At 64.1% G+C, this 15,564-nt stretch carries 8 protein-coding genes and 4 pseudogenes; 7 read left to right on the plus strand and 5 right to left on the minus strand.

Annotated elements, in window-relative coordinates; genetic code table 11:
- Nucleotides 1–61 precede the first annotated feature (61 nt).
- Both AAFX91_RS18090 and AAFX91_RS18095 read left to right on the plus strand, forming a co-directional pair.
- Nucleotides 62–328, plus strand: coding sequence for an oligopeptide/dipeptide ABC transporter ATP-binding protein (locus tag AAFX91_RS18090; RefSeq protein ID WP_394567321.1), 267 nt, complete (start codon nucleotides 62–64; stop codon nucleotides 326–328).
- Nucleotides 328–1,470 (plus strand): annotated as a pseudogene (locus AAFX91_RS18095) (TetR/AcrR family transcriptional regulator); the annotation flags it as partial. The gene AAFX91_RS18090 and the pseudogene AAFX91_RS18095, both read left to right, overlap by 1 nt.
- 112 nt (nucleotides 1,471–1,582) lie before the next feature.
- Here the strand turns inward: AAFX91_RS18095 and AAFX91_RS18100 are convergent.
- The 4 genes and pseudogenes from AAFX91_RS18100 to AAFX91_RS18115 form a co-directional block, all read right to left on the minus strand.
- A pseudogene (locus tag AAFX91_RS18100) lies at nucleotides 1,583–2,518 on the minus strand (sensor histidine kinase); the annotation flags it as partial.
- Between the two features lie 427 nt (nucleotides 2,519–2,945).
- Complete coding sequence (locus AAFX91_RS18105; RefSeq protein WP_130578264.1) at nucleotides 2,946–3,638, minus strand: response regulator transcription factor; 693 nt, start codon at nucleotides 3,636–3,638, stop codon at nucleotides 2,946–2,948.
- Between the two features lie 202 nt (nucleotides 3,639–3,840).
- The gene (locus tag AAFX91_RS18110) at nucleotides 3,841–4,413 is read right to left on the minus strand and encodes a hypothetical protein (RefSeq protein ID WP_394567311.1); all 573 of its coding nucleotides are present in this window, start codon (nucleotides 4,411–4,413) and stop codon (nucleotides 3,841–3,843) included.
- Between the two features lie 247 nt (nucleotides 4,414–4,660).
- The gene (locus AAFX91_RS18115; protein WP_130582691.1) at nucleotides 4,661–6,982 is read right to left on the minus strand and encodes a Tex family protein; all 2,322 of its coding nucleotides are present in this window, start codon (nucleotides 6,980–6,982) and stop codon (nucleotides 4,661–4,663) included.
- 295 nt (nucleotides 6,983–7,277) lie between these two features.
- On the opposite strand from AAFX91_RS18115, the gene AAFX91_RS18120 reads away from it, so the two are divergent.
- From AAFX91_RS18120 to AAFX91_RS18130, 3 genes and pseudogenes are all read left to right on the plus strand, one after another.
- The gene (locus AAFX91_RS18120; protein ID WP_130582690.1) at nucleotides 7,278–9,005 is read left to right on the plus strand and encodes an ATP-dependent Clp protease adaptor ClpS; all 1,728 of its coding nucleotides are present in this window, start codon (nucleotides 7,278–7,280) and stop codon (nucleotides 9,003–9,005) included.
- 123 nt (nucleotides 9,006–9,128) lie between these two features.
- Complete coding sequence (locus tag AAFX91_RS18125) at nucleotides 9,129–9,704, plus strand: alpha-ketoglutarate-dependent dioxygenase AlkB (RefSeq protein ID WP_394567312.1); 576 nt, start codon at nucleotides 9,129–9,131, stop codon at nucleotides 9,702–9,704.
- Between the two features lie 181 nt (nucleotides 9,705–9,885).
- A pseudogene (locus tag AAFX91_RS18130) lies at nucleotides 9,886–11,128 on the plus strand (DUF763 domain-containing protein).
- A gap of 7 nt (nucleotides 11,129–11,135) precedes the next feature.
- Here the strand turns inward: AAFX91_RS18130 and AAFX91_RS18135 are convergent.
- Entirely contained in the window at nucleotides 11,136–12,641 is a 1,506-nt protein-coding gene (locus tag AAFX91_RS18135; protein ID WP_394567313.1) for a CHAD domain-containing protein, read from the minus strand.
- Nucleotides 12,642–13,027: 386 nt separating this feature from the next.
- Between AAFX91_RS18135 and AAFX91_RS18140 the strand changes: the two are divergent.
- Together AAFX91_RS18140 and AAFX91_RS18145 are read left to right on the plus strand one after the other, a co-directional pair.
- Nucleotides 13,028–14,013 (plus strand): annotated as a pseudogene (locus AAFX91_RS18140) (zinc-dependent alcohol dehydrogenase family protein).
- Complete coding sequence (locus tag AAFX91_RS18145) at nucleotides 14,010–15,551, plus strand: AAA family ATPase (protein ID WP_394567314.1); 1,542 nt, start codon at nucleotides 14,010–14,012, stop codon at nucleotides 15,549–15,551. Before AAFX91_RS18140 ends, AAFX91_RS18145 begins: the two are co-directional and overlap by 4 nt.
- Nucleotides 15,552–15,564: the final 13 nt, after the last annotated feature.

Below are 15,564 nucleotides of genomic sequence, written 5' to 3' on the forward strand. Positions count from 1 at the left end.
GACAGATCAAAGCTTCGCAGCCATGATCCATCTGACCGCTGCCGTGATAAACTCCCGATGAATCCCAACAGACCCTAAGCCGCTCCATCCTTATACCCAGGCACTGCTGGCGGCCGTGCCGGTCGCAGATCCCGTCGTCGAGGCCACCCGCAAACGCGTTCCGGTCTCGGGCGAGGTGCCGAGCGCGATGAATCCGCCGTCCGGCTGTCGCTTTCACACGCGCTGTCCGCTTGCGATGGATCGCTGTCGACACGAGGATCCTGCGCTGCGCGACCTCGGTGCCGGTCGGGCCGTCGCCTGCCACCTCCACGACATGGCCGCACAATAATGCCGTCCGAGAGGTCGACGCGGCGCAGTGATCCGGCTCGGTACACGCAAAAATACCTGAAGCGGCGCGAGGCGATCATCGGAACATCGGCGCGCCTGTTCAACCGCGACGGCCTGAAGGGCGCGACTTTGGCCGAGATCGCAGCGGATGTCGGGCTCCTGACCCACAGCATCACCTACTACTATCGCCGCAAGGAAGACCTCGCGGCGGCATGTCTGCTCGCGGCGATAGAGACAACCAAAACCGTGGTCCTCGACGCGGCACGGGAGAGCCGGCCGGAAGACAGAATCCGCAGCTACGTATGCGGCTACGCCAATCTCTTGGCGGAGATCGCCACCGGCACGCGGGACGAGCTGGTGCTCTTCAACGATATCCGCGCACTGACCGGATCCCATGCACGTCGCGTGTTCGACGCCTACAACGATCTGTTCCGCAGCGTGCGCTCGCTGCTTCCCCGCAGCGAGTCGGCGGAAGATCGCCTGTCGCGAAATGCGAGAGCCCACCTCCTGCTGTCGCTCGTCAACATGATGCGGGCATGGATCTCACGCTATGAGCCGTCCGACTATCGGCCGGCGGCTGAAAGGATGTCTGCGATCCTGATCGATGGCCTTGCTCGGTCCCCCAAATCCTGGCGGGAAGGCGGAGCGCCCGAGCTCGGTTGGCCGCGAGCTGCGACCGCACGGGACGTCGTTCCAGAGGCCTTTCTGCGCGCGGCCACCATGATGGTGAATGAACAGGGCTATCGCGGCGCATCGCTGGAAAGGATCGCGAGCAGCCTCAACCTGACCAAGGGATCGTTCTATCATCACTACACGAGCAAGGACGAATTGATCCTCGCCTGCTTCGAACGAACCTTTGAGGTGGTCCGGAGAATGCAGTCGCTCGCCATCGAGCGCAGCCCATCCGGTTGGGCTCGCCTCTGCACGAGCGCGCGGGAGCTTGTCCGCTTTCAACTGTCCGATCAGGGACCCCTGCTGCGGATCACTGCCTGGGGTGCGCTCCCGCTCGGCCGGCGAAAGGATGCCCAGGCCGGGCTCAACCGCCTCACCGAGCGTTTCGGCAGGTTTATCGTGGAAGGAATGGAACAGGGCCAGGTGCGCACGCTCGACGCCTCCATTGCCGCGCAGCTCGTGTCGACGATGGTCAATGCAGCGTCCGAGTTGCAGCGATGGGCGCCTGGTATCACCCCGGAGACCGCGGTTCGGCTCTACGCCCGTCCGCTCTTCACTGGCCTGTTGTCGACAGACAATTCCGCTAACTCGCCGGCGCCGAGAACCAGAGCTTGAACTGAAGACCCGGTGAATGATCGAGCATCTCGATCCGGGCGCCATGAAGGTTGGCCACCGCGGCGACTAGGCTCAGTCCAAGGCCGTTGCCAGGCGTGTAGCGGCTCTGCTCGAGCCGGTAAAATCGCTTGAAGACATGGTCGCGTTCGCACTGGGGAATTCCGGGCCCGTCATCCGTGATCGCAATGACGGCCCCGTCATCGACATTTTCGCAGGCAACCACGATCTTGCCACCGGCGCGGCCGTGCTTGATGGCATTGTCCACGAGGTTGGCGATGGCATCGAACAGGAGATCGCGGTCGCCGGTCACCCGCACCTCGCGGTCGCCAGTTATGGAAAGATCGGTGCCATCGCGCTCCGCCGCGGCATCATAGAGCTCGACGACCTCGCTTGCGATCTCGACCAGGTTCACGTTGCGAAACGCGCCCTTGCGCACCTGGGTCTCGATATGTGCGATCCGCGTGATCGACGAAAACATCCCCAGGACGGCATCGAGGTCCGCGATCGTGTCGCCGATCAGCGCTTGATCGTTCTCGCCGATACGCCCGCCGTGAAAGGCCTTCTCCAGCCGTCCGCGCATCCGGGTGAGCGGCGTCCGCAGATCATGCGCGACATTGTCGCTCACCTGCTTGACGTCGCCCATCAAGGCCTCGATGCGATCGAGCATCAGATTCAGGTTCTCCGCCACGCGATCCCATTCGTCATGACTGCCGCGCAGCGGAATTCGCTTGTCGAGGCCGCTTTGCATGATGGCCCGGCTGGTCGCGTTGATCTCTTCTATTCGTCCCACCGTTCGCTGCGTGACCAGGATGCTCGCCACCACCGCAATCACAAACATCAAGAAAATGATCGCAATTACCGCCGCCCAGATCTTGGCGGCAAAGCTGTCGAGGTCGCTGATATCAGTTCCCACCAGCAGGCGATCGCCGCCCGGCAGCGTTGCAGACATGGCGCGAAACCGCGATTGACTTGCTGCATCCGACGCACGAGGGGCATGAAACTCCGTCCATCCCTGCGCTGCCGTGGCCGCCGAAGGCCATTTGTCGAGATTGCCGGCGAGAACGGCCGATGCATGATCGACCAGGAGATACACGTGTTCTGCAGAACTGCTGCCAGCTATCCGATTTCGGATCAGCTCGATCAGTTCCCTGCGTCCTGATCGCTCGTAAGCGCCGAGCAAACTGGAATATTCGGCCATGATGGCCTGATCTGATCGGCTGCGCACGAAAGAGGCAGTAGACAGATAGACATAGATGAAGATGGCGGAGGCGATTACGCCAAAGGTCACGATCGCGGCCAGCGCCAGCTTGAAGGTCGTTGACCTCAGTGTATCAGCCAGGAGCACGGAGACAGTACCCCATGCCGCGGACGGTATGGATCAACGGATAGGCCTGCTGGTCGTCGACCTTGCGACGCACGCGTCCGACATAGACGTCGATGATATTGGTCGAGGGATCGAAGTGAAGATCCCACACGTGCTGCAGCAGCATCGCGCGGGAGACGACGCGGCCTTCGTTGCGGACCAGATACTCCAGAAGCTGAAATTCCCGCGGGAGCAGCGGAATGTCCTTGCCGCGGCGGTTGGCGGTGCGCGAGATCAGGTCGATGGCGAGATCGCCGACCCGCAGGATGGTGTCCTTGGCGATGGTTTCGCTGCGCCGGCCAAGCGCTTCCAGCCGCGCCAGCAATTCGACAAAGGAGAAAGGTTTGACCAGATAATCATCGCCGCCGGCGCGCAGGCCACGGACCCGATCATCGACCTCGCCGAGCGCGCTGATGATCAGGAAGGGAGCGGCGACGCCACCGTCGCGCAATTGACGCATGACCGCGAGGCCATCGATGTCGGGAAGCATGCGGTCGATCGTGATCAGGGCATGGTCGCGAGACGTGCCGCGGCGCAGGGCTTCGTTGCCACTCGCGGCCAGATCCACCTCGTAGCCGCTGCTCGTGAGTTGCTCGGCGAGTTGGCCGGCGGTTTCCGGGTCGTCCTCGACGACCAGAATGCGGCGATGACCTGCCGTCATGGTCTTCTTCCGAATGACTGGCCACGAAGGCGCGGCGTTCCTGCAGACCAGGACGTCGCGCAACTGGCTTTGTCGGAGACGCTCATCGTACTCCGATGGTTGCGCGGGACGGCTCACATGAATGTGACGATTACCCAAGGCCCACCCGGCGAGGCTTCGCCGGAAGGTACCCTGGCACGATCATCACACCGTCGTTCGGCAGTCAGTAGTAACCGTCGTACCCGCAGACGTTGACCCACTGCAGTCCATATCCCGTCCACACTCTGGTCCAGCAGTCGTCGTAGTAGCCGGCGTAGGCGGCGTAGCCGAAGGGCACGCCGATGAACGCAAAGCGATTGAAGCGGTTGCGGAAGAAGCGGTTATGGAAGCCATGCCGGAAGGCTGCGCTTCGAAAGGCTGCGCCTCGAAAGGCAGGGCTCGCGAAGCGAGGCGCGAATGCAGCATTCGCGAACCGCGCACTGGCAAACCGCCCACCCACAAAACGCGGTCCTCCGCCTATGGCGGCAAAACGCGGTCCTCCGCCCATGCCGCCGAAACGCGGACCTCCGCCTATGGCATGCATCCCGCCTCCGAAGCCACCGCCGCGGAAGCCTCCGCCAAAGCCGCCGCCGTGAAAGCCGCCGCCCATGCCACCGCCGTGAAAGCCACCGCCCATGCCGCCGCCATGGAAGCCGCCACCGCCCCCGAAGCCTCCGCGAGCGAAGGCCGGCGATGCCAGCGCAAGCGCGCTCGTGAGCGCACCCGCGATAAGGGAATTGACGAGCTTGCTCTTCATCCCGATTCCTCCTGGTTGAATTGCAGCGACGCATCACGTCGCGACAAGAGAAGGATCAGGAGAGCCAAATCTTCCTTCGACTTCAACTGACAAAGGTGACAGATTCTGACACGAAAGTTATCTTCCGTGCTTGATCCTGATAAAGGCGAGCGATGGCACGTCTCCCGTCCTTGACGGGAAGAGGTTTGGAGTGAGTGGCTGCGTCCGCGAGCACGATGAGAGATCAGCCCGCGGAGGCTGCCTCCGCTCAGCGCAACGGTTTGCCGTTCTTCTCGTTGGCGCGACGGAAGGCGTCGGCGAAGGCGTTGCCGGGCTGTTCTTGCTTGCGCGGGGCAGAGGACGTCATCGGCCCGCGAGCACCGTCGCGCGATGAGCCCTTCGAATCCTTCTTGCCGGTCTCGTCGTCGAGCCGCAGCGTCAGCGCGATGCGCTTGCGGGCGACTTCGACGTCCAGCACCTTCACCTTGACGATGTCGCCGGGTTTGACGACCTCGCGCGGATCCTTGATGAAGGTCCTGGACATCGCCGAGATGTGCACCAGCCCGTCCTGATGCACCCCGATGTCGACGAAGGCGCCGAAGGCAGCGACATTGGTGACGGTGCCCTCGAGGATCATGCCGACCCGGAGGTCCTTGATCTCCTCGACGCCTTCCTTGAACACCGCGGCCTTGAACGCCGGACGGGGATCGCGGCCGGGCTTTTCCAGTTCGCGCAGGATGTCGGTGACCGTCGGAAGGCCAAAGGTCTCGTCGACGAACGATTGCGGCTTCAACTGGCGCACGATCTCGCTGTTGCCGATCAGCGCCTTGATGTCGCTCTTGGTCGCTGCGAGAATTCGGCGCACCACCGGATAGGCTTCGGGATGCACGCCGGACGTATCGAGCGGGTCCTCGCCATCATTGATGCGCAGGAAGCCGGCGCATTGCTCGAACGCCTTCGGCCCCAGCCGCGGCACCTCCTTCAGCGCCTTGCGCGACTTGAACGGGCCGTTCGAGTCGCGGTGCTGCACGATGCTTTGCGCTAAGCCGGGCCCGATGCCCGACACCCGCGACAGCAGCGGGACGGAGGCGGTGTTGACGTCGACGCCGACGGCGTTGACGCAGTCTTCCACCACGGCATCGAGCGAGCGCGCCAGCTTGCTTTCGCCGAGATCGTGCTGATACTGGCCGACGCCGATCGCCTTGGGATCGATCTTCACCAGCTCGGCGAGCGGATCCTGCAGGCGGCGGGCGATCGACACCGCGCCGCGCAGGGTGACGTCCAGCCCGGGCAGTTCCTCCGACGCGTAGGCAGAGGCCGAATAAACGGAAGCGCCGGCCTCCGAGACGACGATCTTCGTCATCTTCAAGTCCGGCAGCCGCTTCACCAGTTCGGTGGCGAGCTTATCGGTCTCGCGCGAGGCCGTGCCGTTGCCGATCGCGATCAGGTTGACGCGATGCTGAATGGCGAGCTTACCGAGGATCGCGAGCGCCTCCTCCCATTGCCGCTGCGGCTCGTGCGGATAGACCGCTGTCGTCGCCAGCACCTTGCCGGTCGCATCGACGACGGCGACCTTGACGCCGGTGCGATAGCCGGGATCGAGCCCCATGGTGACACGCGCACCGGCGGGCGCCGCCAGCAAGAGGTCGCGCAGGTTGGAGGCGAACACCCGCACGCCTTCGGTTTCCGCCGCCGTCCACAGCCGCATGCGCAGGTCGATGTTGAGATGCACCTGGATCTTGGTGCGCCACGCCCAGCGCACGGTTTCGATAAGCCATTTGTCGCCGGGACGGCCGAGATCGGAAATGCCGAAACGTTTCATGATCTTCAATTCATAGGCACTCGGCACGCCGGCAACCGGCGGCTCTGCCTCCGGCTGCATCTGCAGGTCAAGAATCTCCTCCTTTTCGCCGCGGAACAGCGCCAGGATGCGGTGCGACGGCAGCTTGTGCAGCGGCTCGCTGAAGTCGAAATAGTCCTTGAACTTTTCGCCCTCGGTCTTCTTGCCCTTGCGCACGGCTGAGACCATGCGCGCATTCGTCCACACCTCCTCGCGCAGCGCGCCGATCAGATCGGCGTCCTCGTCGAAGCGCTCGACCAGGATCGCGCGCGCGCCTTCCAGCGCCGCGGCGGCATCGGCCACGCCCTTCTCCGCATCGACGAAACCTGCCGCCTGCGCTTTCGGATCATGCTGCGGCTGCGTCATCAACAGCTCGGACAAAGGTTCGAGCCCGGCCTCCTTGGCGATCTCGGCCTTGGTGCGACGTTTCGGCTTGTAGGGAAGATAGATGTCCTCCAGACGCGCCTTGTTGTCGGCGGCCATGATCTGCGCTTCGAGCGCGGCATCGAGCTTGCCCTGCTCGCGAATCGAATTGAGGATCGCGGTGCGGCGCTCCTCGAGCTCGCGCAGATAGGTGAGCCGTTCTTCCAGCGTGCGCAATTGCGCGTCATCGAGCGCGCCGGTCAATTCCTTGCGATAGCGGGCAATGAACGGCACCGTGGCGCCCCCGTCGAGCAACGTGACGGCCGCCTCGACCTGCTGTTCGCGCACGCCAAGCTCTTGCGCAATCTGCTGATGAATCTTTGCCACGCAATTCCCTCTGCACCACTTCGAAGCAACCGAACCACCGGTCGCGAGGACGCCGCTTATGGACCATGCCCGCCGATTTGATCAAGTCGCAGCGACAGGCAGTTCACAAGCGCGGCCCGCGCGAGCGGCGAATCGGTATCGCGGTCTGTGCGCTGTCAATCTGCCGAAGATGTGTCGAATCGTCCTCCGGCAAAGCTCTCCGACATTTTCTAGTTTGGCCTGCTTGACGAAGGGCAGGTTTCGTGATGTTCTTTTTTTGTTCTTCCGATCTTAAGTTGCGTGCAAGAGGGATTTCATGGACGACGGGTATACCGGCGCCGAATCGTTTCAGTTTGTCTTCCACAATGATGACGAGACGCCACGGGAGTTCGTCAGGGAGCTCTTGCGCGCCGTGTTCGGCAAGTCGGAACGGGAGGCGATCCTGTTCGCGGCCGAGATCGACCAGCAAGGCAATGCCACCTGCGGCCCTTATCCGTCCCGGGTCGCGGCGGCGCTTTGGAAAACCGCGCAACAGCGCATCAGCGCGGCCGGGCATCGTCTTCAGATTACCAGCGAGGCAGTAAGGACCAGCGGCCCATGCGATTTGTGCGGCGCGCCGCCGCCGGTGCAGGAGGTGCAGCTCGGCGACAAGATCGCCTGCCTCTGCAGCGATTGCCTGCTCGCGGCAAGGGATGCATCCGAAAAATTGCAGGGCGAAGAATTCAGATACACATACGTCGCGATTGATTGGCATTTTGCCGGCATTCCGCGCAACCAGCTCGTGACGCGGGCGCGCGGCTTTCCGGGTCATATGCGCGCGGACGTTCAAGTCGCGCTGGACCGATTGCTCGCCTCACCGATCCACTTCTTCGGCGTCCACGAAGAATATCGCTACGAGACGCTGACTTTTGCGGGATTGATGAACGACGGGCGCAATGCGCCGGTGATCGCTCCGCCGCAGTATTATGAAGTCGACGTCGGCGAGCCGGCGGCGGTGAAATGTCTTAACAACGGATTGTGGCTGTGCCGCGCTGGCGAGCTTCGCTACGCGGTGCTGCTATCAATTTATCGCGAATCCCGCAACGAGGACGCGATCCGGATCGAGATCGCGGTGCCGACCGGCGCAACCGGCGACACCTTCGTGCAGCGCTGTTTTTCGGAACTCGAGCAAGCGGTGCAGGCAGCACGCTCCTATCGCGGCAAGATTCTTTCGCTCGACGGCGGAGCCGAATATCGCGGACGCTCAAGGGGAGTAACGGTGCACCGGTTGCCGCCGATCGATCGCGAGGCCGTTATCCTGCCCGAACCGACCCTAAGACTGCTTGAGCGCAATGTTCTGAACTTTGTCGGTAGCCGCGACGCGCTGCGCCGACTGGGTCAGTCGACGCGCAAGGGCATCCTGCTCTATGGCCCGCCGGGCACCGGCAAAACTCACACCATCCGCTATCTCGCGACCAACCTGCCGGGACATACGACGCTGATCATCACCGCCGAACAGATCGGGCTGCTCGAAGCCTACATGAATCTGGCGCGGCTGCTGCAGCCGACGATGGTCGTCATCGAAGACGTAGACCTGATTGCCAGCGACCGCGAACTGATGGGCCCGTGCGAGGAATCGCTGCTCAACAAATTGCTCAACGAGATGGACGGGTTGAAGGAGGATGCCGACATCCTGTTCGTGCTCACCACCAATCGCCCCGAAGAGCTCGAAAGCGCGCTGGCCGGCCGGCCCGGCCGCATCGACCAAGCGATCGAGGTGCCGCTGCCGGATGCGATCGGCCGCGGCAAGCTCGTGCGGCTCTATGGCAAGAACCTGCCGCTTGAGGAGAGCACCGTCGATGAAGCGGTGCGGCGCACGGATGGCGCCAGCGCCGCCTTCATCAAGGAGCTGATGCGGCGCCTCGCACAGGCCAGCATCGCGCGCGACGGCGGCAAGTCGGTGATATCAGCCGACATCGACGAGGCGCTCGACGACATGCTGTTCGCCGGCGGCCGCCTCAATGTGAAATTGCTCGGCGGCGCGCAGGAGATGGCCGCGGAGTGACGCACGCGCGCGTGAAGGGCCGCCGCACCTGGTCCGGCGATGCGATCGACGGCCCCTTCATGCCGCGCTGTTCCGCCCTATATTAAGGGCCGATCCTGCCATGCCGAGATAAGGACCGCCGGCTTGACCGAGCAGCTCGCCCTTTTTGCCGACAATTCCTCCGCGTTTTCAGCGCCGGAGGGACTGCGCTATGCCGCCGATTTCCTTTCGCCCGACATCGAACGGGAACTGATCGCGCGCATCGCGGCGCTTCCGCTGCAGCCGTTCCAGTTCGGCCAATATCAGGGCAAGCGGCGGGTGGCCTCGTTCGGCTTCCGCTACGACTATACGGAGCGCCGGCTACGCGAGGCCGATTTCATCCCCGACTGGCTTGGCCCCGTGATCGAGCAGGTCGAGGCCTTTGGCGGATCAGGGACCGAGATCGCCCAGGCGCTCTGCACCGAATACGAGACCGGCGTCGGCATCGGCTGGCACCGCGACAAGCCGCAATTCGACCGGATCTTCGGCCTGTCGCTGGGATCGCCGTGCAAGTTCCGCTTCCGCCGCCCGGCCGGCGACAAGTGGGAGCGCTTCACCCTGGAGGCGCAACCCCGGTCGATCTACCTGCTCTCGGGTGAGGCCAGACAAATCTGGGAGCATAGCATCCCCGCCGTCGAAGCACCCCGCTACTCCATCACCTTGCGCACGATGCGGGACTGAGCGGCGCACCAGTGCCGTAGCCCGGGTGAGCGTCAGCGTAACCCGGAGCCGCTCTCAACGCAGTCTTAAGAAGTCCCGGGTTGCGCGGCGCTCCACCCGGGCTACGAAACTGCGCCTCTCCCCTCTGGGAGAGGTGAAGCAAGAGCTGCTACACTCCGTCTGATTCAGCATCGGGACCCCCATGGCACGACGAACCGGCAGCGCCGATCTTCCGCTCCATAACGGGCGCGTGCCAGCGCATGTCGGCACTCGGCGCGATCATCACGCAGGCGATCGTCCACCATTACGGGCGCGAGGAGTTCCTGCAGCGCCTCGCCCATCCGTTCTGGTTCCAATCCTTCGGCGCGGTCATGGGTATGGACTGGCATTCCTCTGGAATCACCACATCCGTGATCGGCGCATTGAAGCGCGGGCTCGTGCCGCTGCAAGGCGAGCTCGGCATCTATGTCTGCGGCGGCCGCGGCAGCAACTCGCGTCGCACGCCGGACGAATTGACCGCGCTCGGCGAACGTACCGGCTTCGACGGCGCGGCACTGACACGCGCCAGCCGGCTGGTGGCCAAGGTCGACAGCGCCGCCGTCCAGGACGGCTTCGAGCTCTATCTGCACGGCTTCTTCGTCACCGAGGACGGGAAGTGGACCGTGGTGCAGCAGGGCATGAACGGCGACAAGCGGCAGGCGCGCCGCTATCACTGGCATTCCGAAAATCTGCGCAGCTTCGTCGACGAACCACACAGCGCGATCGACGGTCCTGCGCAGGGCGAGATCATCAACCTGACCGACCACCGCGCCGAACGCTCGCGCTCGGCACAGCTCGATCTGCTCGGCGCGCTCGGGCCCGACGGCATCGCTCGCGAATATGCCGCGCTGTCGAAACAGCCCGGCCCGCAGCCGGAGCTGCCGCATCTGATCATGCCCGCGCATCACGACGTGCGCGCCAGCGACGTGTTCACGCGCCGTCTGCACGGCACGCTGGCGGCGGCCGCCGAATGCGGCCCGCGCGACTTTCCCGAACTGCTGCTGACATCAGGCGTCGGCGCGCGCACCGTGCAGTCGCTCGCGATGGTCGCCGAAGTCGTCCATGGCGCGCCCTACCGGTTCAAGGATCCCGCGCGGTTCTCGCTCGCCCATGGCGGCAAGGACCGCCATCCCTATCCGGTGCCGATCAAGGTCTACGACGAAACCATCCGCATGCTGAAAACGGCCGTGCAGCAGGCGAGCCTCGGCCGCGACGAAGAGATGCAGGCGCTAAAGCGCCTCGACAATCAGGCGCGCCTCTTGGAGCGAACCGCAACCGGCCCATCCTTCGATGCGTTCGTCGCGCAGGAACGCAACCGATCGCCCGCGCTCGGCGGCCGCTCCGTGTTCGGATGGGAGGCGGATGTCGCCGGCAGCAAGCGCGCGACATCGGACAAATCGAAGTAGCGCGAATTCACACCACTTGTAGCTGTCGCGCCTCCTTGAGGGCGGACTTGATCAGCGGCCTGATCGCCTTGTCCTCGCGGCCAACCACCACGCCGGCCGCAAGCGCACGCGCCCGCCTGTTCTCGCGCGGCGCCTGCAGCGCCGCCGCCATGGCCATCTTTCGATGCGCAACAAAGTCGTTCAACGCGCCGAGCGCATCCTGGATCTTCTTGAGATGGCTGGACAGGCGCTTGAGCCGCTTTCGGTCGCGCTTGGCCGGAAAAAGCGTCTCAAAGAAGTCAACCGCATACCTGATCTTCTTGATCCTGATCCGGAGCTTGTGCCGCGCGCGCGGCGACAGCCGATCAAGATGCTGGCCTTGCTTGCGCGCCTTCCTGGTACGGCGGTGCAAAACGTCGGTCGCGAATTTTTCGATCGGGACGTCCCCGTGCGCGTTTGGCGAGTTCGGCTTCGACTCGATCCACTCCAGCGTGTCGACCAGCAGCCTGCGGAACCGTTCCGAGCTCACCACCCTCTTCGCTCGCGCAAGGGCATTGGCGCGCTTCTCGCCGAACTCCTCCTTGATGGCCTTGCCGCCACGGCTCAGCGCGCGGTCATGCGTGACCGGCTCGACCTGCTCCTTGATGAACACGTCGATTTCGCGCGCAGGCGCGAGCTCAGCCGTGAGCCACTTCAGCTCGCGCTTAAGGGCCCCCGTCCTGGCACGAGGCAGCACCTTGGAGAACAGCGAGATCGCCGCGCGCAGCCGCCGGAGTCCTACCCGCATCTGGTGAACGCCTTCCGCATCAAGATTGCGGACGGTATCCGCGTTTCCAGAGAAATGACGAACCGTCGCGCGGGCGATGACGTGGAACGCCTCGCCCGCTGTCATATCGGCTTCCAACTCGATCGGCTCGGCGAAAACGACCGGTTCCTCGCTACCGCGCACGAGGCCATAGCCGCGGTCCGATTTTGACCGCAAGTCGAGCTCGGCTCCCGACCGTTGCTCGATCGCTCTGGCAACGCGGAACAGATCGGCCAGCCGCCCGCGTTTCAGCTCAAGTTCGAGCTCCTCGACAGGGCTCGCTCGGTGACCCGCGACGATCCTTCCCCGATCGATGGCGAGTTCGATCTCGCTTCTCCTGGTCCGGAGCGGAACGGTGGTGCGATGAATCGCCGTCTTGAACACGGGCTTCAGCTTGCGTTGCAGCTTCCTCGAGGCGAGCGGCTCGAGCGGAGTGTTGTCGGCCTCACGAAGGTCCGGCGTGCGGTTCTTGATCTCGGCTTCCCATTCGCCTCGGCCAAACTGCGCGCCATTCGCCGACTTGATCGTCTGGATGTTCGTACTGCCGTTTTGCCGTACGCGAAGCGTCAGGCCGTGGCGCTTCAGCTTGTGTTTCCCGGTATCGAAATAGGTCGAGAGCAGATCGCTTTCCGACCGTTCACCCATTTTTCCGCCGGGAATGCGCCAGCCGGCGAGAGATTTGAGGTTGCGCGCGGCGACGCGAAATTTCAGTTCCGTCTCGACAGCCATGCTTGCTCCGTATCGCTCTTCGGCCCGCCCGCAAACGTATAACGCGCGAGAGCGGCGAAGAGTGCCGCGCTGCCGATCATAGTTTCACACCGAGAAGGTCGAACCCGCGCTACGGCATCCCTTCTGTCATTCCGGGGCGCGCAACGCGCGAACTCTGATGTGCAAGCGCACATCAGAGAATCCATCTTGCGACATATGCAAGCGGTGAAATGGATTCCGGGTTCGATGCTGCGCATCGCCCCGGAATGACCAAGATGCTTCTCTACGGCCTGTCCGAAGGACGGGCGTTGAGCGAAATCAAGTGAGACCCGGAGCATGCGCGGCAGACTGGAACCAACGCAAAAAAGACCGCAAGTTTCCCCTGTGGCCTCGGAGAGGTATTCCTGATGTACGCGATGGTCCTTCAGGCACCTAACACGCCGCTCGTGCGTGAGCAGCGTCCCGATCCATCGCCCGGACCGGGCGAGGTGCGCGTCAAGGTTTCCGCCTGCGGCGTGTGCCGCACCGACCTGCATGTCGTCGACGCCGAATTGCCCGACATCCGCTATCCCATCATTCCCGGGCACGAGGTCGTCGGCCGCGTCGATGCGCTTGGCGAGGCTGTCGACGGCCTCGCGCCCGGCATGCGCGTCGGCGTGCCCTGGCTCGGCTTCACCTGCGGCACCTGCCCCTATTGCCGCGAAGGCAAGGAGAACCTCTGCGACCATCCACGCTTCACCGGCTACACGCGCGATGGCGGGTTTGCGAGCCACCTGATCGCCGATGCGCGCTATTGCTTTCCGCTCGGCGAGGACACGGCGACGATGTCGCGCTGGCGCCGCTGCTCTGCGCCGGCTTGATCGGCTGGCGCTCGCTGGTGATGGCCGGCGACGGCAAGCGCCTCGGCATCTATGGCTTCGGTGCTGCCGGCCACATCATCGCGCAGGTCGCGCGCTGGCAAGGCCGCGAGATCTACGCTTTCACGCGCGACGGCGACAGCGAGGCGCAACAACTCGCTCTGTCGCTTGGCGCCGACTGGGTGGGCGCTTCCGGCGACAAGCCGCCGGCCGAGCTGGACGCCGCCATCATCTATGCGCCGGTTGGTGCCTTGGTGCCGCAGGCGTTGCGCGCTTTACGCAAAGGCGGCCGCGTGATCTGCGCCGGCATCCACATGTCGGACATTCCGTCCTTCCCTTACGATATTCTCTGGGAGGAGCGGCAGATCGTCTCGGTCGCCAATCTGACACGGCAGGACGGCAGGGATTTTCTGAAGGTGGCGCGCGAGGCCGGCATCGAGACGACGACGACCACCTTTCCGCTGGATCAGGCCAATGAGGCGTTGACGCGCTTGCGCAGCGGCAATCTGGTCGGCGCTGCGGTGTTGCAGCCATGACGCCACCGTCCCTGCATCGAGGCGCGACCGACCAGGACCGCGTGCTGGATTTTCTTGGCAAGCAGTCCGGCGCGCAGGATACCCGGCGGGTCGACACGCACGGCTCGATCGTGTTCCTGAAGCCCGACCGCGTCTACAAGGTCAAGCGCGCGGTGAGGCTGCCCTATCTGGATTACTCCTCGCTCGACAAGCGCAAGCACGCCTGCGAGGAGGAGATCGCCGTCAACCGGCGTTTCGCGCCGGAAATCTATCGCGGCGTCGTGCCTATCACGGAAGGCGAAGCCGGCCCTGAAATCGACGGCAAGGGAGACGTCATCGAGTGGACGGTCGAGATGGCGCGGTTCGACGAGAACAGGACGTTCGACCATCTGGCGGCACGAGGCGAGATCACGCCAGAACTGGCCGAGCCGCTGGCCAAGGCGATCGCGGCATCCCACGACAGCGCGCCGGTTTCAGATGGCGAGACCTGGCTCGCGTCGCTTCCCGGCATCATCGAGCGCAACACGATCGCGTTTCGCGGCCATCCCGCGCTTGCCGGCGCCGAGGTCGAGCGGCTGCATGTCCTGAACTGCAATCTGCTCGCCAAGAGCGAACCGCTTCTAAAGCAGCGCGCCGCCGCCAGAATGGTGCGGCGCTGCCATGGCGACGCGCATCTGGGCAACATCGTGATGATCGATGGCAAGCCGCGCCTGTTCGATGCGATCGAATTCGATCCCGTCATCGCCACCACGGATGTTCTCTACGACCTCGCCTTTCCGCTGATGGACCTCTTGCATTTCGGCAACCGTGCTGCCGCCAACCGGCTGTTGAATGCCTATCTGCAGGCCACATGGCGGCAGAACGCCGGCGCGCTTGCCTTGCTGCCGCTGTTCCTGTCCATCCGCGCCGCGATCAGGGCCAATGTGCTCCTGACCAAGCATGCGCAGGGCGGCGGCGCCGCCGTGCTGTCGGACGCGCAGTCGTATTTCGAACTCGCACTCGAACTGATCGCGCCGGGAAAACCGTCGCTCATCGCAGTCGGCGGTCGCTCCGGCACCGGCAAGAGCGTGCTGGCACGCGCCATCGCCGGACTGGTCCAGCCCGCACCCGGCGCGGTGCTGTTGCGCTCGGATGTGATCCGCAAGGAGATCTTTGGCGTCGGTCCGCTGGTCAAACTGCCCGAGTCGGCTTACGCGCCCGGAACCTCCGAACGCGTCTACGACGCGATGCTGGACCGCGCGCGAGCTGTGCTGGCTCAGGGGCTTTCCGCAGTGGTCGACGCCGCGTTCCTGAAGCAAGACGAGCGAAACCAGCTTCGCCCGCTCGCGGCTTCCCTCGGCGTCGATTTCTTTGGGATATTCCTTGTTGCCGAGACTTCCGTCCGCCTCGCGCGCATCGGCGCGCGCCGGAACGATGCGTCGGACGCAACCCAAGACGTGGCGCTATTCCAGGAAAGCATCGACACCGGCTCTGTCGATTGGGCGATCGTGGATGCGTCAGGGACTCCGGAAGAGACCTTGGAGCGGAGCATCCCACATCTTCCGCGGGATGACCTGTAGCCCGGGTGAAGCG

The organism is Bradyrhizobium sp. 31Argb, assembly GCF_043638955.1.
Lineage (GTDB): Bacteria > Pseudomonadota > Alphaproteobacteria > Rhizobiales > Xanthobacteraceae > Bradyrhizobium.

Coding starts and splice junctions, on each gene's coding strand:
- AAFX91_RS18105 (WP_130578264.1), bottom strand. CDS start 3,638: ATGACGGCAGGTCATCGCCGCATTCTGGTCGTCGAGGACGACCCGGAA.
- AAFX91_RS18110 (WP_394567311.1), bottom strand. CDS start 4,413: ATGAAGAGCAAGCTCGTCAATTCCCTTATCGCGGGTGCGCTCACGAGC.
- AAFX91_RS18120 (WP_130582690.1), top strand. CDS start 7,278: ATGGACGACGGGTATACCGGCGCCGAATCGTTTCAGTTTGTCTTCCAC.
- AAFX91_RS18135 (WP_394567313.1), bottom strand. CDS start 12,641: ATGGCTGTCGAGACGGAACTGAAATTTCGCGTCGCCGCGCGCAACCTC.
- AAFX91_RS18145 (WP_394567314.1), top strand. CDS start 14,010: ATGACGCCACCGTCCCTGCATCGAGGCGCGACCGACCAGGACCGCGTG.